The sequence below is a fragment of the Bacillus sp. MZGC1 genome, from assembly GCF_002998605.1.
Classification (GTDB): domain Bacteria; phylum Bacillota; class Bacilli; order Bacillales; family Bacillaceae; genus Bacillus.
Window position 1 is genome coordinate 938,525 of record NZ_PVRE01000001.1, and the last position, 24,350, is coordinate 962,874.

Consider the following 24,350-nt stretch of genomic DNA (forward strand, 5'->3'; position numbering starts at 1 on the left):
TTCTAACATGGTCATCCATTTTATCATTGAGGCAGAGTTTTTAACAAAAGATACATTGATAAAAAGAATACGAGCAGCTGCAAAAGCACAATGCCCGCATAAAATAAAAGGCGCACTATCACTCGAGATTCGCTTATTTGACGACATGCCGCTTGACATAGCTGACTGTCAAAACAAGCGTACATACGCAGAAAAAGGTTTGATACGCCCGGTGCACGTCAGCATCTTTCAGCCAAGACTACAACATATTCAAGAAGCACTTCATTCTATTGCGGATAAGGTCCCTCTACAGATTGTCGATTTAAGAGTTTCCCAGTTTTATAGTATGCGTCCAAGAATTGAAATCATTTTAAATGCGATAGGTGATGGCACGAAATCCTCACCAAATAAGGAGACAAGCATATGAACGAGCCAAAACAATTATTCATTCAAGAAAACCAGACATTTGTCGGTGAGATGGAAACAGGAAAAATTCAAGTCATCGTATTAGATGGGAATGTAGGAACGGCTTATAAGTTGGATGTACCTGAACATGGAAAAACCATTATTCAAACGGCAAAAGGTCACTTTGCAAGAGTAGATCACGAGATTGGTTTTAAAATCAGCTAGATCACAACACAACATAATACGTCCAAGACGGAAAGCCTGCGGACACTGATCAAGACCCTATGAAAAGGGGACTGATTGGTGTCCGTTTTTTATTTTCTTAAAAAAGGGAGAGAGCCAATATGCAAGATTTACTCATCGAATACAAACGAGCATTAAAGGATGCTAGAAAAAGATATGAACCATATAGAGAAAAAGAAGAGAAACAGCTGTCAGATCAAGAGAAGCATGATAAAAAAATTATCGCCAGTATGGTCAGCGATCTCGAATACGTCGTGGAATGGCTTCAAATTGGCAGACAGCCAGGCGCACGCAGAGGATTAGATAGACGTTCAGTCTATCAGCGCACCATCCTAGCAAATCCAGAAGTGTTAGAGGCTTTATCACATGAATATACCCTCATCCAAGAGAATGAAAGAGAATTCAGTGAGCGGGACAAGAAACGAATTGACGAAGCCTTGTCCGTTTTAACGGATCGAGAAAAGGACGTATTCTTCATGCACACAACACAAGGATTATCGTTTAGCGAGATTGCGGTTATGCTGGATGTGAAAAAAGGAACTGTCCAAAAACATATGGAGAGAGCTCGGACAAAGATGTCCAAAAAAGTACAAGAACGTCTATTCGAAGCAGCTGAATAGGCGTTTTTTCTTTTACAAAATAAATGGAGCAGCACTTGTCTTACAGTTGCCACCTATAGTTAGAAAGACCAAACGGATGTTTGCTAGCCCTACACAAATGATTCCTTCACAGGAAATCGTTCGAATTAAAAGGAGGCGGCAGGTGAATGTAAATGAAAGATAAACGGATAGGAGCCAAGCAAGATTATATGAAAGGGATGACGTACCAGCAAATTGCTGATCATTACAATGTCTCGATCCATACCGTGAAATCATGGAAAAGACGATACGGATGGCAAAGGCAAAAAGGTTCGTCAAAGCAGGCACACTCGATCTTCAATCAGTTTCTTTCAGATGAAACAATTGAAATCATGGAGAAAATGGGCGGGCGTACATCGCTTGATTTAATCTGGGATCAAATTCAAATTCAATATGCTGCCATTATTCGGGCGCAGCGCATCATGTATGTGTCAGATCAAGATGACATGATCAAAGAGCTGAAAAAGGCGGCATACATGCCTTCTTCATTAGAAGAAACAGTAGAAGGCATTCAGCCAGAACAAGAAATCAGCACAGAAGAATATTCGTTTCAATTTTCATGGGATCGGCATGCCACTTTTTTAAATGCCCAATCCCGTGCAATGGGAGAGCTCAGGCGTCTCATTAAACAGTTTGAAGAGCTCGCACATGCGAAGGATGAACGAAGATTAAGGCTAAAGCAAATTGAACTGACCATCGAAAAAACAAAAAAAGCAGTGCGCGAAGAAAAAGAGGAAGATCTTCACATCATGATCAAGCGAAAAGAGGATAACTCATGACTTCATTGATTGAAAAAGAAGTCAATCCTCACTTTGAACATTTTCTATTCGATTGGAATCAGAAGTTTCAATTTTTAGTAGGCGGCTACGGCTCCTCCAAAAGCTATCACATTGCGTTAAAACTCATTTTAAAGCTGCTGGAAGAAAAACGGACAGCACTTGTCATTCGAGAAGTATATGATACGCACCGTGAATCAACATTTTCTCTATTACAAGAGATCGTCAGCGATCTTGACATCGATCATGTGGTGAAGTGCCGAAGTTCGCCGCTTGCCTTGACGTTTCGAAATGGCAGCAGCATCTTATTCAAAGGACTGGACAAGCCTGAGAAATTGAAATCGATCAACAACATCTCGATCATTTGGATTGAAGAGTGTTCAGAGGTTTCTTATGAAGGCTTTAAAGAGCTGCTTGGAAGGCTGAGGCATCCGTCCTTACCGCTTTATATGATGTTATCGACCAATCCTGTTGGTCAAGATAATTGGACGTACAGACATTTCTTTCGAGATGAACAGCTGAAGCGATTTGTCCTAGATGACGAAACCTTATACAAAAAGCGCACCGTTGTCATCAAGGATACGTACTACCATCACTCCACAGCGGAAGATAATCTATTTCTCCCTAAAAGCTATGTGAAGCAGCTGGATGAGCTGAAAGAATACGACCCAGACCTCTATCGAATTGCGAGGAAGGGCTATTTTGGCATCAATGGAACAAAGGTTTTTCCTCAATTTGAGGTGAGAAATCATTCTGATGTATTAGAAGCGATTCAGCAGATTGACAGGCCGCTGAAACGAGCAGGCATGGATTTTGGATTTGTTGAATCGTACAATGCGCTCATTCGATTAGCCGTCGATCATGAAAAAAAGTACTTATATATTTACTGGGAATATTACGACCGCGGAAAAACAGATGATGAAACAGCCGTTGATCTAAAAGAGTTCATTGAATCAAAGGAACTCATCAAAGCTGACGCAGCCGAGCCTAAAACCATTCACTATTTTCGGCAGCGTGGATTTCAAATGGTGGCTGCACATAAATACCAAGGCTCACGTTTGCAGTATACGAAAAAGATCAAACGGTTTAAGAAAATCATTTGCTCTGATGCTTGTCCGTACACAATCTATGAACTTCAATCACTGACCTATAAGGCAGATAAGGATGGCCGTTTAGAGGAAGATGAATTTCAAATCGATCCACACACATTATCAGCCATTTGGTATGCGCTGGATGATTATGAAGTGACGGATTTGAAACAGACCGCCTCGGAGCGTGTCCGCCCAAACAGAGAGAGGAGGTCTATACAATGAAACAATTGAAAGCAACGATTATGAAGGCAAACATGTCTGATCATACAAAACAAATGTATGCAGATGAATTTTCCTACGAAAAAGATGACATTGTTCCCCCGCCTTACAACATCAATGAATTAAAAAGCATGGCAGAATATTCAACCATTCTTCAGCAATGTATTGATGCGTACAAAACCAATATTTTAGGCTTTGGGTTTGGGGTAGAATACGCCTTTGACTTTAATGCAGAAGGTGTAAAACCGGCAAAAAAGAAAGCCGCAGAGAAGGAATGGACAAGACTTGAAGAGTTTACGAAGTACATGAACTATGATGAGTCCGCTGATGTGATTCTTGGCTATGTCCTCGAAGACCGAGAGAAAACGGGCAATGGTTTTTTAGAGGTGCTGAGAGATGGACAAGGAAAGCCGGCAGGAATCGAGTATTTAGATGCGCTTCATATCCGCATTTGCAAGCTTAGTGAGCCAGTCGACGTCGAATTCAGGTACACCGAAAATGGCGAAATGAAGACAATGAATCGAAAGAAACGATTCCGTAAATATGTACAGGTAATCAACGAAAAGAAAGTCTTCTTCAAGGAGTATGGTGATCCGCGCATTTTGCACTGTGAAACAGGCAAGTACGATGACACTACACCAGAGCCGCTTCGCGCAACAGAAGTGATTCATTTTAAAATTGGCAGTGGAACGTATGGGATTCCCCGCTGGATTGGCAACATCGTCAATATGTACGGAGCACGCAAGGCAGAGGAGCTGAACTATCTTTATTTTAAACAAGGGCGGCATGTACCAGGTGCCATCATTGTCGAAAATGGCATGCTGTCAGAATCCTCTTATCAGCAGCTTCAAGATTATATGGACGATATTGAAGGATCTGATCATGCACATAAGTTTCTATTGCTTGAAGTTGAAGGTCTACCGACAGAAAAAGGGTTAACGGGAGAAGAAGATGTCTCAAATGTCAAAGTGAACTTTAAATCCCTAGCCGAGATCCTGCAAGAAGATGCGCTCTTTTTAGAATACGATGAAAAAACAAGAAACAAAATCCGCTCTGCGTTTCGCCTTCCTCCAATTTACACAGGTGAGTCTCAAGACTATAACAAAGCGACAGCAGATACGGCGCGTAAAACAACAGAAGAGCAGGTATTTCAGCCGGAACGGCATCTCATCACAGGAAAACTCAATACTCTTTTCCTGCCGGATCTTGATATTTGGCATGTCCGTTTTCTATTAAATGGTCCTGATTTTAGAGACCCATTAGAGATTGCCAAGGTACTGACGCCATTTATTCAGGCGGGGGCAGTGTCACCTAACGATTTGCGCGATCTAGCAGGAAGAATTCTCGGAAAAACGCTAGAAGAATGGCCTGAGGAACTATATCACCGACCTTTAGAAAGCCGCATGAAATCAGCTGAAGAAAAGCCTCAACCAGAGCCGGATCAGCTGACGAAATAAACAGAAGCGCGTGCACTTTTTTGAAAGGGGGTGAACATATGCCAAGAGAACTAAAAAACGCTAAAATTACGCATGTTTCCTACGTGGACAAAGCAGCGAACAAGAAGAAATTCTTTTTGATGAAAGCAAAGAAAAAGCGGCCTGACTTTCAAAAGGAGGTCAGTGTCCTGACAAAGGCAGAAGATGCTCATCGCCTCGTGTACGGTGTCGTGTATGAGCCGAATACGCCTGATGCACATCAAGACTTTATGACAGCCAAGGAAATTGAAAGAGCGGCACACGGCTTTATGAAGGATGCCCGTCATATTGACAAGCAGCATGATTTTCAGGATGGTGTTGGCGAAGTGGTTGAATCGTATATTGCTCCGGCTGATGTAGAGGTAGGCGGCGAGCTGATTCGAAAAGGGTCTTGGGTGCTTGTGACAAAAGCTTCCCAAGAGATTTGGGATCAAATTCAGAAGGGCCACATTACAGGCTATTCAATGGCTGGAACGGCGGATATCGTCGCCATAGAAGAACAAGATCAGCTTCTATCTCAAGGCACGAATGAGAGAGGGCTTTTTTCTTTGCTGAAAAATTTCTTTTTAAAAGAGGAAGGTGCAAACATGTCACAATCATTTTGGAACGTTTTAGACCATCTGCTGGAAACTTTACAGTCAAGTGATGGTGATGAGGCGGATGTAAGAGCTGCCTTAGAACAGCTCATTCCAATCATGCAGGATATCCTGAAGACAGAGGATGTACTTCAAACGATTGGTGAAAGGCCAGCCGCCGTACAAAAGGAAGATGCTGCTTTGACGACAGATCAAGTACGAGAGCTCGAAAAAGCAAAAAAGGCCATCGAAAACGTCTTACAGCAGGCTGAACAACAAGAAACAGATCAAACCGGGGAAGAACCTGTCCAAAAAGTGCTCGAGCAAGTCGTTGCACCGATTCGTCAGCAGCTCTCTTCCTTAGAGAAATCAGCCAGCAGAGAAAAAGCAGCGGTGCAGGAAGTGCTTGAGCAGCAGCTTTTGCCTATTTCAGAGCGGATTCACATGCTTGAAAAGGCGCGGGGCATGTCAAAACAAACAATCCACGATACACAAAACGACACAACAACACCCATATGGGATGGCTTACTATAAGCCTAAATAAGGAGGAAATAGTGTGAGAAATCAAGAGTTGATTCGCAAGGCTGAAATGACACTTGCCAGCTTAAAAACCGGCGGTCTCATGAACGCAACCCAATCCAACACATTCATTAGAATGATGCAAAACACACCAACCGTTTTAAATGATGCACGCATCATTCCGATGGAAAGTGATTCACAAAAAATCGAAAAAATCGGCTTTGGCCAGCGTATTTTGCGCCCAGCAGAAGAAGGCCAAGCGCTTGATGCAAAAGACCGTGTTGTCCCAGCGACAAGCACTGTCCAGCTAAATGCGAAAGAGGTCATTGCAGAGATTCACATGACCTACGACAGTATTGAAAACAATATTGAAAAAGACGGAATCCAGCAGACAATTATGCAAATGCTGGCTGAACGAGCGGCGGTCGATATTGAAGAGCTCATCGTCAATGGGGATACGACTTCATCAGATCCATTTTTAGCCCAAATGGATGGCGTGAGAAAACAAGCAGTATCTCATATTGTTGATGCAAATGGAGCGGAAATTAGCCGCCAAATGTTTAAACAAGCCTATAAAGCGATGCCGTCAAAATATTTACGTGTACCTCAGGATTTCCGTTTCTACACATCCCCAAGTTTAGAGGTTGAGTGGAAGGATCAAGTAGCAAACCGTCAGACAAATCTCGGAGATGCGGTCATTCAAGGCGGACTTTCTTCTGCATTCGGTGTGCCAGTCAAAGGTCTTGCCAATATGCAGCCATATGACGAAGCGGGAACAGACGTATCAGATATTTTGCTGACACACCCTAAAAATATTATCGTAGGTTTTTCTCGTAATATTCGAATTGAAGTAGAAAAAGATATTCGCAGCCGTAAATTTATTATTGTCCTGACAGCGAAGCTAGACAGCAAATTTGAGGAAGAGGATGCTGTAGCAAAAGTGATGAAAGTGAAAGAGTAGGTGACGGCAGGCCATGATTATTTCTCCTGAAGAACTGCAAGCCTATTCTGTATTTGAGCGTGTGAAAAATCGATCTGTAGAAAGACTGACAGCAGATATTATCGAAGCCGAAGCTTCGGTATTTCAGATCGTAGGTCATGATTTCTCAAGCGAAAAATATCAGCCCCTTCCTGAAAAAGCAAGAATCGCATTATTAAAAATGGCCCAATATTTTGCCATGCTGAATGATGACGAATCTATGATGAAAGGCTTTACGTCAGAAAAAATGGGTGATTATTCATATGCGAAGGCAGCTGATCAAGTGAAAGGCAAACCTTATGTATATGCCCTGCTTGTCGATTACATTGAACCATCATTAACTGGCGGCAGTACCAAATTAAAGGTGAGATCATTATGAGTTATCACTCTTTATTAACAGACCGCTGTGATCTTTTTCACCTTGAACATCAGGAGGCTTCCCGAGGAAAATTCGGGGTTCCAGCTGATGACTTACAAATGACTCTTTCCTATCCCGATGCTCCTAGCCTGACAGATCTGGCTTGTTATGTCATAGAAAAGAATCAGTCCCTTGTGCAAGAAGAGCCGAATACAGTTATTTATCAGTCCTATCTTGTCCATTTCCCTTTAGCAAGTGATATTCGCCTGCATGACAAAATGGTGTGGAACGGCGTCTCACTTAAGTTGCAGCAGCCCAAAATAGTGAAAAATCATCACATTGAAGTGATGGCAGTCAGGAAGGAAAATCTATGAAAATTGATGGACTTGACCGGCTGCTTTCACAGCTGGAAACAGCGTGTGCCGGCGGCTTAAAAGCAGAATATCAAGATTTGTTGCAAGACATGGGCCTAGAGCTTTTGGACATCATTCAGGATGAGCTAATCAAGGAGAATGCTGTCGATACAGGCCGGCTTCTAAGCTCCTTTACGCAAGGAGACAAGGAGAATCATTTTCTTATGTCAAAAGGTGGTCTCACGCTTGAAGTGGGAACGCAGCTTGAATATGCCTCCTATGTTAATGACGGACATGCTACTTCTTCAAGTGGAGAGCGAAGATGGGTGCCGCCTGGCAGATGGGCTGGCAGCCGCTTTGAATATGATCCGAATGCAAAGACAGGAATGATGCTTGCCTCTCAATGGATAGATGGAAATGGCTACTGGGATCATGCTGTCATGCTCTATGAGCAAATGTTTGAACAGTCGCTGGATCGAAAGCTTCAAAGCTGGTTCGATCGACATTTTGGGAGGTGATGAAATGAATCAAGAAGTCGGGGCAATCATGCATTATATTTACACACACTTTCCTGTGACAATGTATGATCGACTTTTGCCAGAGCGTTTTCAAGTGCCATCCGTTTATGTGCCGCCCGTAACAGTCATCAGCGGTCCAGATACGGTATCTACGTTTATGAAATCTTATTCGCTGCAAGTAAAAGTGTTTCATATGGATACAGGAAAAGCGCATGACGCGGCAGAAACAATTGTTGATGCATTGCTTGCTGATCGTCAAATGATTCAGATGATGAGTGAAGATGGAGAGGTGCTTGATGATTATGTCCGCATAAAAAGAGTGGAAACCAGAATGATAGATCAAGGCGTAGCAGCGATTGTCCTGACGTGGGATAGCAGTTATTGGTACAACCGAGACAAACAAGCAAGCCTTGAAGATATCAACTTTTCAGATGGGGTGATCAAACGTGAGCAAGACTAAAAAAGCAGAGCCCGCTCAAACAGCTGGCGAAGAAAAAGAATTTGGCTTTTCATTTGAAGCCTTAAAAGAGCACAGTAAGGATCTTTTTGGGGTTAAACCAGAAATCCTTGAAGGTGCTCTTTTTTATATCAAACATCAACCAATTACAAAAACAGAAGCGAAAAAGCACATTGATGCTTTTTTGTCCAAGGAGGTTTAAAGGATGAACGGAGGCACATTTACACCAGGTACAGAGAAAAAGCGTCCTGGCATTTACTTTAATTTTAAAACAACAGCAGAGCAGAGAATTACTTTAGGCGATCGAGGTACGGTGGCACTTCCTCTTGTGATGAGCTGGGGAGAACCAAAAACCTTTATTTCCGTTTCCAATATGGAAGACTTAAATAAAAAGGTCGGACTCAACATTGATGACAAGTCACTTCTTCTTTTCCGTGAAGCAAAGAAAAAAGCACAAACGGTCTTGCTTTACCGCCTAAATGAAGGGGAGACGGCCAAAGCTGAAATCGCAGAAAACTTTGTGGTCACAGCCAATTATGGCGGTCTAAAAGGAAATGAGATCACTGTACAAGTGGCAGAAAATGTACTTGATAGCACAAAGCGTGACGTCATCACTTATCTTGGAACAGATATTGTGGATAAGCAGGTTGTCACGGATGTCAAAGATCTTGTGAAAAACAAATATGTTCAATTTTCTGGTGAAGGTGAAGCCGTCATCACGGCTGGTGTGGCACTAAGCGGCGGGAAAAATGGTGTGGCAAGTGTCGCAGATTATACAGCTTTCCTAGAAGCAGCAGAAACAGAATACTTTGATGTTATTGCTCTCCCGATCGATAATAGTGAGCAATTAAAAGCGACCTTCGCTTCATTTATCGAGCGTTTACGTGATAAGCAAGGACGTAAGGTGCAAGGAGTTGTGGCCAACTATGCAGCTGACCAAGAAGGCATCATCAATGTGACAAGCGGTGTTGTGCTGGAAGATGGAACAGAACTAACGCCTGCTCAAGCAACAGCATGGGTCGCAGGTGCAAGTGCAGGTGCAAACTTCAATCAGTCACTGACCTTTGTAGAATACGAAGGAGCAGTGGATACATTAGAACGCCTTGATAATGATCAAGTAGAATACCGATTATCACAAGGGGAGTTCCTGTTCACCTTTGATGCGAGAGATCGTACCGTGAGTGTTGAAAAAGATATTAACTCCTTGACAAGCTTTACAGCTGAAAAGAACCAGCAAATGGCGAAAAACAAAATCATTCGTGTGCTTGATGCGATCAACAATGATTTGACGTTCGAATTAAAAAATCTGATTAAATTACGCAAAGCCAATGGCAATGACATTCCAGCATCAGATGATGGGGTGCAGCTTGTGAAAACACTGATTACTCAGTATCTCACACAGCTTCAAGATGGCAGCGGCATTACAGGCTTTAACTCAGAAACAGATATCGTGATCGGTCTCAATGAAGATCGTGATGGATTTATCATCGATCTAGCGGTTCAACCAGTAGATGCAGCAGAAAAATTCTATTTCAATGTGGAGGTGAAGTAAGATGGCTTTTAAAGCGCAAAATACAATTTCAGGTAAAGAAGGTCGTCTTTTCTTAGAAGGTGAGGAGCTTGCCTTTATCAAAACGTTTGAAGCAAACGTGGAGAAAAACAAATCAGAAGTCAATGTGATGGGCCGCCGAATGACTGGTCATAAAACAACAGGGGCAAACGGAACAGGAACGGCAACATTCTATAAAGTCACGTCACGTTTCGTTCAATTAATGCTCAACTATGTGAAAAAAGGGGAAGACCCATATTTCACTCTTCAGGCTGTAATTGACGATAAGTCATCAGGCCGAGGTACTGAGCGTGTGACATTATTTGATGTCAACTTTGATTCAGCTAAAATTGCTGGACTGGATGTCGATTCAGAAGCGCTTGAAGAAGAAGTTCCGTTTACGTTCGAGGACTTTGATCTTCCTGAAAAGCTGAAGAATTCTTTCTAATTACAATTGAAAAAGGCATTACGAATGACGAAAATATATGTTATTTTTATTTTATTCAACGATATGGTATAATTTTTCATAGTTACAGAGTAGCTACAAAAGAGTTACTGTGTAACCTCAAAAAGTTTCTTAGAAATATGTTTACATGCAAAGAACTTTGCATAAAATAAAAAGAAGCCAGGATGCGTCAACATCCCGGCAATGTACAATGAGGCCCTCAAGGGGCTGGCTAATCAATTAGATAGTTTTAAGGATAGACTTTCCCTTCAACCGTCCAAAGCTCAAGGGGAGTCTATTTTTTGTCTATATACGTCAACAGGGCAACGATAAATGACCCGAATGCAAGCATTAACATAAGCGCTTGAAATGTTGACATGAGCATCACCCCCTTCCTATCGGGGATGAGCCAGACACCCTTGAGCAAGCCATTCAATTGTACAAATTAAATTATACATGAAAAGATTGGAAAGCACATTCAAAAAATGGATGTGCTTTTTTGCATTCAAAAAAACATAACAAAGGGAGTTTTTAAACATGAGCGAAAAACAAACATTTGATCTTTCATTTTTTATGCCAGGACAAACAGTAGAAGCGGAAGAGGTCAAAGTACCTATATCTAAGCGTTTTGTTGATAAAAAAGGGAATGTCATTCCTTTTGTCTTTAAAGCCATTACAACTGAACGCATTGATGAACTGGAAAAAGAAAATACGACCTTCAAAAATGTCAAAGGCAGAGGCCGCGTAAAGGACTTAGACAGTCAGCGCTTCTACGCACGAATTGCGATTGAATCGACCATTTATCCAGATTTCCGCACAAAGGAATTAAGGGAAGCCTACAGCACACAAGATCCAGTTGAAGTAGCAAAACGCGTCCTGTCAGTTGGCGGTGAATATGCGAACTGGTTAAACAAAGCCATCGAAATCAATGGATTCGAAGACGAAATTGAAGATTTAGAAGAAGCAGCAAAAAACTAATAAAAGATGGGGATAAAGAAGCGGTGTTTTTATATTACGCCATGCACGAGCTTCACTACTCCCCATCTGAACTCCTAGATTTATACGAATCACCAAGACCGTTCAAAGCATTCCTATTCGGACTCATCAGCTACAAACTAGACATGCTAGAAAAAGAAGCAAAGAAAGGAGGGAAATAATTGGCGAAACTCACTGCACGATTTGAATTAGAAGACAAAGTATCGAAGAAGCTTATGCGCATTCAAAAACGATTTCAAACGTTTGAGAAGCAGCTAAAACCATTTAGAAAACCAGTGAAAATAAACCTGGAAATAGATGAAAAGAAGTTAAGAAACTTCAGTTTATCGCTTCGGAAAATTTCAGTATTTTCCATGAGACTGGATCAGGGAATCTATCGTGATTTAAAAGCATTAAACAATCAGTTAAATATGCTCCCAAATCATCTGGTCATATCCATTAAAGCGAAAGGACTAGATGTCATTAAATCCAGCATAAACCGTTTAAAACAAGCGGGAACAAGCCCCATTCTGCTGACGTTTAAACTAAACGATCAATTGTCAGGTAAAATGTCATCGATCAAAAAATCTATCTATCAGCTCATGAACAGAACGTATTATATGAGATTAAACATGGTTGACCAAGCCACCGCTGCAATTCAACGAATCAAAAAGACACTCAAAAGCTTGACGATGTCTAAACACGAAATCAGAGTGTCTGTTCAAGACAATGCAAAGAGTAAGTTGAAAAAACGAGATCAGGCTGAGTCGATTGTGAAAGAACAAAACATAAAAAAAGAGCCTGAGGCTGTTAGTCCATCAGTGAAAACAGATGAATCTAAACAGAGTTGGCTTCAAAACCTTGCCAATAAAGGATTAAATGAAATTCAAAAATATGCAGGTGACGTTGCAGACAAAGTGAAGGAAAAATTGAGTCCTAGAAAGTTTTGGGATGAAAAAGCACTTCCTTGGGTTGAAAATAAAATGGAAGATTACAAACAAGATGTGATCGGAAGAATTAAAGAGAAGATTAAATTTAATCCTGAAGAAAAACTAGATCAATTGGTGAAGACTGGATTAGATCGTCTCTTTGGTGCAAGTGATCAATCAAGTGAAAGTGCCACTCCAGCACCAACAACAGCACCAACATCAACACCAACATCAACACCATCAAATCCAGCTCCCAAAACGAAACCTCAGCCGCGAGGTGGAAAAGGCTTGTTTCGCAATAGTTGTTGCCCCTGTTGTGCAAGAGGTTTAAGCAGGGGAGGATCTACTAAAACTAAAAATAGAAATGGTCAATCACCAAGACAATCCACAAACCCAAATGCCACAACAAGAACCGAAATGAATAGAAGACCTCCAAGTAGATTAGGGAAACTGAAAACAAATGCAGGTAAATTATTTGGAAAAATTCCTAGTGGACTAAAGAAAGGTGCGGGTATCGCAGCTTCAGTTGGCGGACTTACGGGTTTAGTGAAAGGTAGCAAGGGGTTAAGTGGATTAGGGAATGCGATGAAGAGTATAGGTAAAGGGAGCGGCAAGTTATTAAAGAAAGTACCTATTCTAGGAAGTGTACTTAGTGCAACAAATCTAATCGGTATGAACAAAGAGAATGCTGGTGAAAAGATTGGTACGACTGGAGGCGGAATCGCTGGCGGGATGGCAGGTGCTGCAGCAGGTGCAGCTATTGGAAGCGTAGTTCCAGGGGTAGGTACAGCCATCGGCGGTCTAGTAGGCGGCATCGCTGGAAGTATGGGTGGAGAATCTATCGGTGAAACAATTGGAAAATGGTTTGATGGCGGCGGATTTGAAAAGATTGGCCAAAAAGCCATTGAAATCAAAAATCAAATTGTCGAAGTTTGGTCAACAGTTGCGGCTTGGTTCACAGAAAATGTATGGACACCATTAAGCAATACGGTTGTCACAGTAGCGTCATCCATTTGGTCAAGTTTAGTCAATGCCTGGACATGGATACAAGAAACCTTCAGTGCAGTTGCAGGCTGGTTTATTGAAAATGTATGGACACCGCTAAGCGATACAGTCGTCACAGTAGCAACGACCATATGGACAAGTCTAGTCAATGCCTGGACATGGATACAAGAAACGTTCAGTGCCGTAGCAGGCTGGTTTATCGAAAACGTTTGGACACCTCTCAGCGACACAGTTGTTACGGTAGCAACGACCATCTGGTCAAGTTTAGTGAATGCCTGGACATGGATTCAAGAAACGTTCAGTGCAGTAGCGGGTTGGTTTATTGAAAACGTTTGGACACCGCTAAGCAGCACAGTCGTTACAGTCGCTACAGGGATTTGGACAGCATTATCAAATGCATGGAAAACGATACAATCAATCTTTGGAGCTGTATCGTCATGGTTTATGGAAAATGTATGGAACCCACTTGTAGATACGGTAGGAACCATTAAAGATAGTTTCGGTAAAAAGTTTGAAGAAGCGTATAAAGTCGTGACAGATATATGGGATGGATTATCCAAATGGTTTGAGGACAACATTCAAAAGCCGATTGTAAAAGTAGCAGAAGCTATTAGTGATGGGTTTTCTGCAGCATTTGGTTGGGTTAAAAAGATTTTTGACAAAGCAGGCGGTATTGTAGATGTAGTCATAAATTGGATTGTTGGGAAGAAAAAACCCGATAACAATGCCACAGGCGGCTATATCACCCAGCCAACCTTATCATGGGTCGGAGAAGCAGGTAACGAATTTGTTATTCCAACTCAAAATAACCGAGGACGCGGGAAGATGCTGCTTGCTCAGGCTGCTTCTCATCTTGGAATGTCTGTTATGCCAAGCGGAGCAGCTGGAAATCAAGTATCAAGCTCTCCAGCTCCTACAGCAGTAGCTTCATCATCTTCTGTCGGTTCAATAGACGGATCTGTCTCGATGACTGGGAACATTCAAGCCTCCAGCATAGGCGAGCAATTTAATAAGGATTTTGAACAAGGATTAAATCAAAAAGTGATTACACTTGATCAATGGAAGCAAAAGAATATTCAGCAACCTTTTGCTCAATTGACCTCAGACTCAGGTAAGTATGGTCAGCAAACAGTTGCTGCTTTTGCGAATGGTCAGCAGGTGACACCCACAGGAACAGACAGCTTTTTGCAAAGTCGTGTAAAAGCACCATACCAACAAGTGATGACAGCATCACCAACTTGGGGTTCTGGAACAGTTAATGGTTTTGCCACAGGTCAAAATGCCACATCAGTTGGTACTAGCCAATACGTAGATCAGCACATCAAACAACCATTCCTACAAGCAAAACAAGAATCACCAGGCTGGGGCTCAGGAATGATGGATGCCTTTAACAACGGCATGCGTTCAAAAGCAAGTGAAGTCACACAAGCTGCCAAAGAAATGGCGAAGAAAGTAGAGCAGGCGTTTAGAGAGGAATTAGACATTCATTCCCCTTCACGCGTCATGATGAGTCTTGGGAAATTTGCATCGATCGGTGTCGTTAAAGGGCTGGACTCAGTGGATGTGAAAAAGTTTGCTGAAAATCAGGCTGGTTCATTAATCGGAGCTTTCAGTGGTATGGGGGCTTCAGGTCTTAGTGTTCAGCAATGGCTCATGGCAGCTCTCATGGCAACTGGCACATCGATGAACTGGCTTCCAGGTCTTATGACCATTGCACAGCATGAATCGAATGGAAATCCGAGAGCAATCAACTTATGGGATTCCAACGCTAAAAAGGGAACGCCTTCTAAAGGCTTAATGCAAACCATTGGACCGACGTTTAACTCCAATAAAGGCAAAGGTATGAATGACATTTGGAACCCAATTCATAATGCCGTAGCAGCCATTAACTACATTAAGGGCAGATATGGAACAGTCTTCAATACACCGGGATTACGAAGTATGAGAAGAGGCGGGCCTTATAAAGGCTACGCAAATGGTGGACTGATTACTCAGGAGCAGGTTGCTAGAGTCGGAGAAGGAAACAAACGCGAATGGATTATTCCTGAAGAAAGAGGGATTCGAGGGAGATATTTATTAACGCAGGCAGCCAAAGCACTTGGGATGCAAGTATATGACCCAGCAAATGCGTCTGCACCTTTACCAGAATCACAAATGCAGCAAGTCACCTCAGCTCAGTCTTCTAGTGGTACAACAGCGTCAGGCAATAAGCAAATTACCATTCAATTCAATGGGGATCAGCATTTCCATAATGGACAAGATCAGCAATCGCTTGTCGAAAAAATTAGACAAATGCTCGTAGATGAACTGGAAGTAGAGCTTCATACAGGAACGAAGGGGGTCGTGATCGATGGGTAAATCAGTGTATCAATTGTGGATTTCCCAAGGAAAGGACAAGTTGCGATTCCCTGTCCTTCCATCCGAACTTGAAATCACAAATAACGTACAAAATGAAACGGTAAAGGTTGCTTCTTTTGGAGAACTGACCTTTATTGATGTCCCATCGGCTAAGCAAGTATCATTCACTTCATTATTTCCTAAGAAATATTCGCCAATTGCTGAATATAAAAGCATTCCATCACCGGAGAATGCGATAGCGAAAATAGAACGAATGATGCGTTCAAAGAAGTCGGTGCGGCTCATTGTAACGGGGACAAAAATTAATATGACGTGTAGCATTGAAAGCTTCACCCATAAAGAAGGGTCATATGATATTGGCGATCGTGAATTTACGATCGAGTTAAAGGAATACAAAACCGCATCGCCTAGGAAAATTAAACGAAAGAAAAAAGCAAAACAAACGAAAAAGAAAAGGCCTTCAAAAACCCCGCCAAAAATGTACACCGTCAAAAAAGGGGATACGCTATGGGCTATTTCAGGCAGATTTTATGGCGACAGTACAAAATGGCGGCGTATTTGGAATGCCAATAAATTAGCGATGATTAAACGTAGCAAACGCAATATTAAGCAGCCGGGGCATTGGATTTTCCCTGGACAAAGGTTAAAAATACCACAATAGGGGGGCTGGCATTGATCGAGCTTTTTGCCATCAGAAGCGGCACCATGTATGAGCTTGTCACAGAGAGTGTGACACTTCAGGGGCAAAGGTATCAAGCCCCTCGCTCTATTCAGGCAAATATTATCACTAAACAAGGCAGTCAAACATATTACCGTGTCTCAGAAGGGGACACGGTTCTTTTTAAATGGAAAGGAAAAGAGCTGTTCAGAGGCATTGTGTTTTCCCGGAGGCCTGTTGAAGGGAAGCTGACCTTTACCGCATACGACATGCTTCAATATTTGGTGAAAAACCAAGATGTCTATGTTTTTTCAAAACAAAGAGCAGATCAAATCTTGAGGCGGATAGGGGCTGACTTTCAAATTCCAATGACCTCCATCGCCAATACAGGACATGTCATAAAATCACTAGTGTTTAAAAACGATACGAGTTTGTATGACATGATTCTGAAAGCGTTAAAAGAAACAAAGCGTCAAACTGGTAGAAACTATCAAATCTATTCTGCTAAAGGAAAGATGGGGCTGAGAGCTTGGCCAGATCCAGAGGACGTATGGGTCATTGAATCAGGCGTCAATCTCATTGGTTATCAGTACAGCACCTCGATTGAAGAGACAGCCACTCGTGTCAAACTGCGCACGTCTGCAGATGAACAGGGAAAGAATAAGAAAAAAGGCAGCAAATCAGAGATTGTGGTGGTCGAACAGGATAAAGCAGGTCAGAGTAAATACGGTATTTTACAGCATGTTGAGACGGTTACAGGGCAAATCAACCAGCCGCAGCTACAAAAAAGAGCCAAAGTACGGCTGGCAGAGAAAAAAGGCGTCAAGCAAGAAATCAAAAGCATACAAGCGCTAGGTATTCCTGAACTGCAAAGCGGTCTTCCAATCTATTTGAAAATCCCTGAAATCAACGTGAAAAAAACCTACTGGATCGATCAAGACAAACATGAATTCAGTGGGGTGAAACACACCATGACAATTGATGTCGTTGAGAAAAATTCCATCCCAAAGGGTGATCAAGCGTGAGATTAAGTGAAGCGATTAAACGATTAGCAGTGAATGCTGTAGATGCCGCCTCTCCAATTGATCTGGTGGTTGGAGAAGTCACGGCAGTTTCTCCTGTAAGCATCCGGTTAAATGAAAACCATAAGCTAGTCATTCCGGAAGAATTACTGATTTGGCCAAAGCGCCTAAATAAGGGTGAGGATGATGAACTGAAAAGGGGAGACAGCATTATGGTGCTGGCAATGGCAGGAGGGCAGTCCTTCTACATCATCGACAAATTGTAAGGGAGGTGATGAATGTGGCACTTTCACCAGAGGAAGAAATCGAGGAAATAGAAGAAGAGGAAGAGGTGGAAACCTCGACGACGTATCGAATAGATGTTGAAACTGGCAGACTGACAGGTGAAACCATTTCAGGCATTGAAGCAATTCGTCAATTCGTTTATATGACACTCAGGACAGAGCGGTATGCATATCCTATCTACAGCCACGACATTGGCACTGAAATTCAGGAGCTCTTGACGGATACAGAAGCCACGGATGAATACAAAGAAATGGAGATTCCGAGGCTGCTAGAGGAAGCATTGATTGTGGACGAACGGATTGATCATATTGAAGAATTAGAGGTCACAAAGCAAAATGACTCGTTTCATGTCAAGCTAGCTATTGTCACAGATGAAGGCACATTAGAAATAGAGGAGGTGATGGAGAGCGATGTTTGAGGAACAAACGTACGAAGCATTAATGGAAAGAATGCTAGACAGACTGCCAGATGACATAGATAAAAGAGAAAACAGCGTCATTTGGAATGTCTTGGCACCTGCTGCCGCTGAATTAGCCCAGTCCTATATTTGGCTTGATCAAGTATTCGAGCTGGTCTTTGCAGATACAGCACAAGGAGAGTTTCTAGATCGGCGGGCTGCTGAAGTAGGAATTGAAAGAAAACCAGCGACTAAAGCGGTATGGTCCGCAGCTATTCAGCCGGAGGATATCAACATCCCAGCTGGTTCACGGTTTTTTATTGAAGATGTCTATTTCCAATATTCGAACGATGGCACGCTAGAATGCGAGACACCTGGCAAGGTCGGCAATGGTCAATTAACAGATCAGCCGCTGCTTTCACTTGATACAATCCCAGGGCTTGAATCGATTATCATGAAAGATTTGGTGATACCGGGACAAGAAGAAGAAGATGACGCTTCGTTATATGATCGCTACTTAATACGTGCTAGGCGAGAGGCTGTCAGTGCCAACAAGGCGCATTATAAAAAATGGGCTGAGGAGGTGACAGGGGTTGGCAGAGCGAAAGTATTCCCGCTTTGGAACGGAGAAGGGACGGTCAAAATTGTCATCACAGACGGCAATCTAGATGTTGCATCAGATCTGCTTGTTAAAAGAGTACAGGAATATATCGACCCAGTATCAGGCGAAGGGGAAGGACAAGCGCCTATTGGTTCAAAAGCAACCGTCGAAAGCGCCAAATGGCTGGATATTGACATAGAAGTAGCCGTCGAACTTCAAATGGACTGGACCCTTGAAGGAGCGCAGAAAGAAATAGAAGAAAAGGTCAAAGCGCTGTTGAAATCAATCGCATTTGAAAAGAGTACCATTCGAATGTCCGCCTTAAATGACATTCTGTACCATTCAGAAAGTGTATCAGATTATGCAAACGTGTTATTGAATGGGGAATCAAAAAACTTAGTGTTACAGGACATTGAGATACCGCGTCTGAGGCAGGTGAAGGTTATTGAGCAAACAGGATGAAATGAAAAACTACTTGCCGCCATATTTTACAGAGATTTATGAAGTAGATCATCTACTCAAAACAGAAGCACCGGAGTTTGAGCAATTGGATGAATCCATTTTCGATTTAACGGATCAGTTCTTCCCTTTAACTGCGACATGGGGATTGAATAGATGGGAAAGAATGCTGAAGGTGCAGCGAGAATCAGGTGACTCCATTGAACTTCGCAGGGCACGCTTACTCAATATGATGTCAAACATTCCACCGATCACGTATCTTTCATTAGAGAAATCGGTGAATCGCTTTCTCAAAAATCCAAGTGCCATCATCCGTCTCACCACCAATCGCTATCATTTCGCCTTACGTGTGAACCTAGATGACCTGCAAAACACTAGATATATTGTAGAAATACTTGAAACGTTAAAGCCGGCTCATTTGGCTTATACGTTCACTGCATTTCATCATACCGATGTACATGAAAAAAATGATCATCACGGGAGGCTCACACTGCGAAGCAGAGTGGGTTTTTTCGATCATATCCCGATTTTACTGAATGGTGAATTTGTATTAAATGGTACGTTTTATCTTAGCGGGACAAGAGGTTCAACCGATGTACCTGCTCGTTTTCGGCATTCGTTGAAGATGAGAATGCCGCTTCAGCATAAGTCAGAAACCACATATCGCATGAATTATGTCATCACTGGAGCTGTACATGAAACAGGGCAAAAAGCGGCACTGACTTTACGCACAAAGAACCAGCTGGCACATCAAACCAAAAAGAAGATGACGTTCCGATTGGCAGTACATGTCCAAACTGAACAGGGCGGCAGCTTACTGATCAAGGATCATTACTGGATTCTCGATGGATCTGTTCCGCTTGACGGATCAAAAATGCTAGCAGCAACTTCTCAAAAAATAGAGCTATAAGGAGGATCACAATGGCTGATCAATTAACCGTAACAACATTATATGCACGTCAACAAATGGCAAAGGCAAGAGCAGAGGGAACAAAACTCACAAAAGTCGTCAAAATGGCATTTGGAAACGGCGGGACGAAGGATGGCAAACCGATCTCACTAGACGGCACTGAACAAAAACTGAAAAAAGAACTCGTCCAAAAAGAGATTGATTCGTTTACCTTCATGGAACCAGCAAAAATCCGCTACACCTGCACGATCGCCGAAGGAGAACTTGCAGGAGAAGTCATCAACGAACTAGCACTTGTCGACGAAGCCGGCAAATTCACCGCCATCCGCACCATGACAGACAAACAAAAAGACGGCGACATCGAATTTGTTTTTGAGATTGATGATATTTATTAATGGAGTGACTTCAGGAAATAACCCAGTGTTTATTTTGCCAGAAGAATACAGCCAAAGCAGGCGATCTACTTTATAGGAGTTGCTTTGAGTATAAAGGCACTAGGAGCACTTCAATCACATCGTTAGATCAATTTAAAGGTATGTGTGCATCTTTCTTCATATAAAGCCAATCCCACTGGGTTTTAAGTTTAGTAAAAGGTGAAGTCATATATCATTACAAGTAAAAATAGATTAAACAAGCGATTATAGATTTTGAAAGGAGAATGATCAAACATGGAGATTAAGACACCACGAACTTTTAAAACAACTGATAAAGCCCATGCCGACCTATTTAATAATATAGTTGAAGACTTTTTTGACAATGATGTAGGACTATTAGAAGCAATCAATCAACATATTGATGATACAAATCCACATACGTCTGAAGCAGAAAAGAAAAAATGGAATGATTCTCAGAGCTATAAGATTACTGCTGATAATGGTAGTCAGTTAATTAATATTCCTGCTGATGAAAGGATTTTTGACGCGATAAAAGGGAAAGGAATGTGTACTTTTTATGCAGCTTCTGGAGTTGAAGATTCCCCAACTCCAGCGAATATTTCATTAAGAGGGTTACAGACAGTAGGTCAAGATAACATTGGAACTGGCTTTGCTGTAGATATTGCTGGTAATGCTTATAGTTTTTATTATAATGCTGCGCATACTTCTATTAACTGGACAAAGCTTCCGACAGATGCGGAGAGAAATAAATGGAATGAAGGCCAATTATCTAAGATCACTGCGGATAGTGGAGGAGTGATTATATCTGTTTCTGATGGTGAAGATTTACTCGAAAAGTTAGTTTCTTTAGGTCCGAGGCATGGTACATTTTATGTCACAGGTAAAGCACTAAACACCCCAACAACAAGATCTTGCCGAGGTATGTATCATTTTACTTCTCAAGATAGCAATGGAAAAGGGACATTTGGATGGGTTATGGCCATAGATTATAACAACTACATGTATACGAACTACCTTGATTTAAATTTGGGGTGGCAAGGCTGGAAACGTGTTTTAACAAATGTAGAGCAAATAGAATGGAAGTTTCCGACAACAATAATAAACGGATGGAAACAATATGGCACTCAAAAAGTGCAATTTTATAAGAATCCATTTGGAGAGGTAGAGTTAATTGGTTCTATTACAGGGGGTACTATCGGTTTTGCAGTACCTGTTTTTACATTGCCTAGTGGTTATCGTCCTATACAGGATATGCATTTTATAGGGGTAGCATCTAGTATCGGCACTGGTTCAACACCACAAACACACAGAACACATATTGATACTAAAGGTAATGTGTATATACAAGGCGTCTCCAATTCAACAAACCCAAATGAATTTATCACGTTCGGCTTTAAATTCATGGCGGCTCAGGAGGGATGAAAATGAAATGGATATATAAATACGATGAAAAATTCAATTACCTTCCAGGAGAAGAAATAGAAATTGAAGAGCACGAAGACCTCCCAAAAGGATATACAGATGTAAGACCTCAAGATGGTTTGTACAAAGGTAAATACAATGAAGCGAAAAAGTCATGGTATGAGTCGGCTACACAAAAATACATTGATAGCTTGCGACCAGACCCGCTACCATTGTCAGAAATGGATCTATTAAAACAGCAAAATGCTGATCTGCTTCAGCAACTGGCAGAGTCAGAAAAGAGAGCAGAAGAACAATCAAGGAATTTATCAGAACTTATCATGCTGCTGAGGGAAAAGGAGGTCATTTAATTGGATTGGTTCCGCAGTATTTCATTGTTCTATCAATGGAAATGTTATGAAAATGAGGACGTAGCAAAATTTGTTCGTTTCGAGAAGATTACGCCGAAACAATACAAAGAAATAACAAACGAAGAATATCCAACTAACGCTGAATAGGCGTTTTTATTTTGCCTTTGGGAGTAGGATGGAAATGGATTTGCCTGAATATTTAATGACACAAGGCCCATTGCCGTTCTCTTTTGCTGGATTCTGTCTTAATCTCATTGAAACAACTTACGTAATGGTAGAAAGGAGAGTACACATTGGATATAAAAACTCCTCGTTCTTTTGAAACGAGTGATAAAGCTCATGCTGATCTATTCAACGAGATGTTGAAAACATTGCTTCATAACGACACTAGGATATCAGAACAATTAACTCTTCATATGGGGGATTCGAGACAACACTCTTCAGAAGTAGAAAAAAAGAAATGGAATGAGTCGCAGCTGTATAAAATTACAGGTGATGATGGAGTACATCTTCTAAATATTCCTGTCGGATCAAAAATCTTTGACTCAATTAAAGACAAAGGGACTTGTACATTTTATGCACCTAGTGGAATAGAGGATAGCCCTTCACAATTTGCCATTAGAGGGATTCAGACAGTGGGACAAAATAATGTTGGAACAGGTTTTGTGATAGATACATCAGGTAATGCATATTACTTCTACTACAATTCTAGCCATATATCTATCAATTGGACTCAGCTTCCGACAACTGCTGAAAAAGATAAATGGAACAATGGACAGCTGTATAAATTGACTCAAAACAATGGTAAGCCTATGTATAAAGGGGTAAGTGAAACCACTGACTATAATGAGATTACAGAAACAGGAATGTATCTCATTTATAATGCTGGTCTAAATGGTCCTAAAGAGATCAAAAAGGCATTTATGATAGTGATAAGTTATGGAAATACCCTATTACAAACTATTTATGATGCAGTCAACGGTCTTAATTCTTTTTATAGAATTAGGAAGATTGACTATACATGGACTGAATGGGAAAGGCAGCTTACATCTACAGATTTAAATGCCTCCTGGTATAATGTAAATCTAAATAGTAATATAAAGCAATATTTAGTCAACCCATTAAAATATTCTGTTAGACAAAATATTTTATATTTGAGAGGATCATTTGAGCAAGTTCCGGCTAATGAAACAGAAATTGCAATTTTAACGCAGAAACCTTCTTCTTTAACCGTTTTCACTTGTGCGACGGTTGGTTCATACGGATCTGCAAGGTTGTCTTTATCTAAAGATGGTATTCTAAAATTTGATGGATTAATTGCAAATGATCCGTTAAATGTAACCCGTATTGAAATTAATGAAGCAATTCCACTATGGTAGCTATAATATGGGCAAGCTACTATGACTTTTTTATGTAGTTAATTTGAATCACCGCAGACGACTACCAAGATATAACTGGAGAAATGTACAAAGCCTAATGGCTTTATTTTTTTGCCGGAAAGAAGGTGATTTCAAATGGAAGTAGATGTCGTCCAAAACTTAATGACACAAGGCCCGTTTGCCGTTCTCTTTTGCTGGATTCTGTTTTATGTTCTCAATACAACAAAAGAAAGAGAAAGTAAACTCAATGAGCAAATCGAGGCGCAAAATGATGTGTTAGCAAAGTTTAGTGAAAAGTATGACGTTGTGATCGACAAACTCGACAAAATTGAGCGGAATTTAAAATAGGAGGTAAAAATCATGAAAACATTCGACAAAGGCACTGTGATTCGCACAGTGCTTCTTTTTATTGCTCTGATCAATCAAACGCTAGTCATGTTTGGACAGACGGTGCTGCCGATTAGTGAGGAGCAAGTACAAACCGCCGGTGAGGCACTATATGTAGCAGGTTCCACCATTTTTACGATGGTTACAGCCGTTATCGCTTGGTTTAAAAACAATTATGTGACCTACAAAGGTCAATTACAAAAAGATACCCTGAAACAAAGAGGGCTAACAAAATAATA

The 24,350-nt window shown here is 41.4% G+C and carries 32 protein-coding genes; 31 read left to right on the top strand and 1 reads right to left on the bottom strand.

Translation table 11 applies throughout. The features are described 5' to 3' along the window. Positions 1-7 precede the first annotated feature (7 nt). From C6Y06_RS04725 to C6Y06_RS04795, 15 genes are all read left to right on the top strand, one after another. Positions 8-406: a RusA family crossover junction endodeoxyribonuclease gene (locus C6Y06_RS04725; protein WP_106036557.1), complete on the top strand. Its 399-nt coding sequence runs from the start codon at positions 8-10 to the stop codon at positions 404-406. After that, the gene (locus C6Y06_RS04730; RefSeq protein ID WP_034659753.1) at positions 403-609 is read left to right on the top strand and encodes an XtrA/YqaO family protein; all 207 of its coding nucleotides are present in this window, start codon (positions 403-405) and stop codon (positions 607-609) included. Before C6Y06_RS04725 ends, C6Y06_RS04730 begins: the two co-directional genes overlap by 4 nt. Before the next feature lie 119 nt (positions 610-728). Beyond that, positions 729-1,247: a sigma-70 family RNA polymerase sigma factor gene (locus C6Y06_RS04735; RefSeq protein WP_106036558.1), complete on the top strand. Its 519-nt coding sequence runs from the start codon at positions 729-731 to the stop codon at positions 1,245-1,247. A gap of 152 nt (positions 1,248-1,399) precedes the next feature. Continuing rightward, positions 1,400-2,044, top strand: coding sequence for a phage terminase small subunit (gene terS, locus C6Y06_RS04740; RefSeq protein WP_034659751.1), 645 nt, complete (start codon positions 1,400-1,402; stop codon positions 2,042-2,044). 8 nt (positions 2,045-2,052) lie between these two features. Beyond that, positions 2,053-3,354 (top strand): PBSX family phage terminase large subunit, encoded by a 1,302-nt coding sequence (locus C6Y06_RS04745; RefSeq protein ID WP_189288310.1) that lies wholly within the window; start codon positions 2,053-2,055, stop codon positions 3,352-3,354. Continuing rightward, complete coding sequence (locus C6Y06_RS04750; protein WP_095285856.1) at positions 3,351-4,808, top strand: phage portal protein; 1,458 nt, start codon at positions 3,351-3,353, stop codon at positions 4,806-4,808. Before C6Y06_RS04745 ends, C6Y06_RS04750 begins: the two co-directional genes overlap by 4 nt. Before the next feature lie 38 nt (positions 4,809-4,846). After that, a complete protein-coding gene (locus C6Y06_RS04755) occupies positions 4,847-5,935 on the top strand; it encodes an XkdF-like putative serine protease domain-containing protein (RefSeq protein ID WP_066030487.1) in 1,089 nt (362 codons plus the stop codon). Between the two features lie 22 nt (positions 5,936-5,957). Then, positions 5,958-6,881 carry a phage major capsid protein gene (locus tag C6Y06_RS04760; RefSeq protein WP_034659746.1) on the top strand — a complete coding sequence of 308 codons (924 nt, stop codon included), beginning with the start codon at positions 5,958-5,960 and terminating at the stop codon, positions 6,879-6,881. Positions 6,882-6,894: 13 nt separating this feature from the next. Then, positions 6,895-7,278, top strand: coding sequence for a protein YqbG (gene yqbG, locus C6Y06_RS04765; RefSeq protein WP_066030488.1), 384 nt, complete (start codon positions 6,895-6,897; stop codon positions 7,276-7,278). Then, positions 7,275-7,631 (top strand): YqbH/XkdH family protein, encoded by a 357-nt coding sequence (locus C6Y06_RS04770; protein ID WP_034659744.1) that lies wholly within the window; start codon positions 7,275-7,277, stop codon positions 7,629-7,631. Before yqbG ends, C6Y06_RS04770 begins: the two co-directional genes overlap by 4 nt. Then, positions 7,628-8,128, top strand: coding sequence for an HK97 gp10 family phage protein (locus C6Y06_RS04775; RefSeq protein WP_106036560.1), 501 nt, complete (start codon positions 7,628-7,630; stop codon positions 8,126-8,128). Before C6Y06_RS04770 ends, C6Y06_RS04775 begins: the two co-directional genes overlap by 4 nt. A gap of 4 nt (positions 8,129-8,132) precedes the next feature. Beyond that, positions 8,133-8,588: a phage tail terminator family protein gene (locus tag C6Y06_RS04780; protein WP_066030489.1), complete on the top strand. Its 456-nt coding sequence runs from the start codon at positions 8,133-8,135 to the stop codon at positions 8,586-8,588. Further along, on the top strand, positions 8,575-8,787 hold the full coding sequence (locus tag C6Y06_RS04785; protein WP_003212736.1) for a YqzN/YkzM domain-containing protein: 213 nt from the start codon (positions 8,575-8,577) through the stop codon (positions 8,785-8,787). Before C6Y06_RS04780 ends, C6Y06_RS04785 begins: the two co-directional genes overlap by 14 nt. Before the next feature lie 3 nt (positions 8,788-8,790). Further along, positions 8,791-10,137 (top strand): phage tail sheath family protein, encoded by a 1,347-nt coding sequence (locus C6Y06_RS04790; RefSeq protein WP_060597153.1) that lies wholly within the window; start codon positions 8,791-8,793, stop codon positions 10,135-10,137. Between the two features lies 1 nt (position 10,138). Next, on the top strand, positions 10,139-10,582 hold the full coding sequence (locus C6Y06_RS04795; protein WP_003213309.1) for a phage tail tube protein: 444 nt from the start codon (positions 10,139-10,141) through the stop codon (positions 10,580-10,582). Between the two features lie 292 nt (positions 10,583-10,874). On the opposite strand, the gene C6Y06_RS04800 is transcribed toward C6Y06_RS04795, so the two are convergent. Then, the gene (locus C6Y06_RS04800; protein ID WP_081311383.1) at positions 10,875-10,964 is read right to left on the bottom strand and encodes a putative holin-like toxin; all 90 of its coding nucleotides are present in this window, start codon (positions 10,962-10,964) and stop codon (positions 10,875-10,877) included. A gap of 152 nt (positions 10,965-11,116) precedes the next feature. Between C6Y06_RS04800 and C6Y06_RS04805 the strand changes: the two genes are divergently transcribed. The 16 genes from C6Y06_RS04805 to C6Y06_RS04880 all read left to right on the top strand — a co-directional run bounded on the left by C6Y06_RS04805 (position 11,117) and on the right by C6Y06_RS04880 (position 24,348). Beyond that, complete coding sequence (locus C6Y06_RS04805) at positions 11,117-11,557, top strand: phage tail assembly chaperone (RefSeq protein ID WP_106036561.1); 441 nt, start codon at positions 11,117-11,119, stop codon at positions 11,555-11,557. Between the two features lie 41 nt (positions 11,558-11,598). After that, entirely contained in the window at positions 11,599-11,736 is a 138-nt protein-coding gene (locus C6Y06_RS04810; RefSeq protein ID WP_095285871.1) for a hypothetical protein, read from the top strand. Continuing rightward, positions 11,737-15,846 carry a transglycosylase SLT domain-containing protein gene (locus C6Y06_RS04815; RefSeq protein WP_223251429.1) on the top strand — a complete coding sequence of 1,370 codons (4,110 nt, stop codon included), beginning with the start codon at positions 11,737-11,739 and terminating at the stop codon, positions 15,844-15,846. Continuing rightward, complete coding sequence (locus C6Y06_RS04820) at positions 15,839-16,507, top strand: LysM peptidoglycan-binding domain-containing protein (RefSeq protein ID WP_003213616.1); 669 nt, start codon at positions 15,839-15,841, stop codon at positions 16,505-16,507. Before C6Y06_RS04815 ends, C6Y06_RS04820 begins: the two co-directional genes overlap by 8 nt. 11 nt (positions 16,508-16,518) lie before the next feature. After that, a complete protein-coding gene (locus tag C6Y06_RS04825) occupies positions 16,519-17,529 on the top strand; it encodes an XkdQ/YqbQ family protein (RefSeq protein ID WP_106036562.1) in 1,011 nt (336 codons plus the stop codon). Next, positions 17,526-17,792 carry a DUF2577 family protein gene (locus C6Y06_RS04830; RefSeq protein WP_034659738.1) on the top strand — a complete coding sequence of 89 codons (267 nt, stop codon included), beginning with the start codon at positions 17,526-17,528 and terminating at the stop codon, positions 17,790-17,792. Before C6Y06_RS04825 ends, C6Y06_RS04830 begins: the two co-directional genes overlap by 4 nt. A gap of 14 nt (positions 17,793-17,806) precedes the next feature. Further along, complete coding sequence (locus tag C6Y06_RS04835) at positions 17,807-18,229, top strand: DUF2634 domain-containing protein (RefSeq protein ID WP_060597150.1); 423 nt, start codon at positions 17,807-17,809, stop codon at positions 18,227-18,229. Beyond that, positions 18,222-19,271, top strand: coding sequence for a baseplate J/gp47 family protein (locus C6Y06_RS04840; protein ID WP_106036563.1), 1,050 nt, complete (start codon positions 18,222-18,224; stop codon positions 19,269-19,271). The genes C6Y06_RS04835 and C6Y06_RS04840 overlap by 8 nt, the downstream gene beginning before the upstream one ends. After that, positions 19,255-20,178 (top strand): YmfQ family protein, encoded by a 924-nt coding sequence (locus C6Y06_RS04845; RefSeq protein WP_106030406.1) that lies wholly within the window; start codon positions 19,255-19,257, stop codon positions 20,176-20,178. The genes C6Y06_RS04840 and C6Y06_RS04845 overlap by 17 nt, the downstream gene beginning before the upstream one ends. Positions 20,179-20,189: 11 nt before the next feature. After that, positions 20,190-20,573 (top strand): phage tail-collar fiber domain-containing protein, encoded by a 384-nt coding sequence (locus tag C6Y06_RS04850; protein ID WP_003212666.1) that lies wholly within the window; start codon positions 20,190-20,192, stop codon positions 20,571-20,573. 273 nt (positions 20,574-20,846) lie between these two features. Beyond that, complete coding sequence (locus C6Y06_RS04855; protein WP_066030496.1) at positions 20,847-21,995, top strand: hypothetical protein; 1,149 nt, start codon at positions 20,847-20,849, stop codon at positions 21,993-21,995. A 2-nt stretch (positions 21,996-21,997) separates the two neighbouring features. Beyond that, entirely contained in the window at positions 21,998-22,345 is a 348-nt protein-coding gene (locus tag C6Y06_RS04860) for a hypothetical protein (protein ID WP_066030497.1), read from the top strand. Further along, the gene (locus tag C6Y06_RS04865; RefSeq protein ID WP_081311384.1) at positions 22,346-22,492 is read left to right on the top strand and encodes an XkdX family protein; all 147 of its coding nucleotides are present in this window, start codon (positions 22,346-22,348) and stop codon (positions 22,490-22,492) included. A 146-nt stretch (positions 22,493-22,638) separates the two neighbouring features. Then, positions 22,639-23,724: a pyocin knob domain-containing protein gene (locus C6Y06_RS04870; protein WP_066030498.1), complete on the top strand. Its 1,086-nt coding sequence runs from the start codon at positions 22,639-22,641 to the stop codon at positions 23,722-23,724. Positions 23,725-23,859: 135 nt separating this feature from the next. Beyond that, complete coding sequence (locus C6Y06_RS04875; protein WP_066030499.1) at positions 23,860-24,072, top strand: BhlA/UviB family holin-like peptide; 213 nt, start codon at positions 23,860-23,862, stop codon at positions 24,070-24,072. A gap of 12 nt (positions 24,073-24,084) precedes the next feature. Continuing rightward, positions 24,085-24,348, top strand: a complete 264-nt coding sequence (locus C6Y06_RS04880; protein WP_034659731.1) for a phage holin — start codon at positions 24,085-24,087, stop codon at positions 24,346-24,348. Positions 24,349-24,350 lie beyond the last annotated feature (2 nt).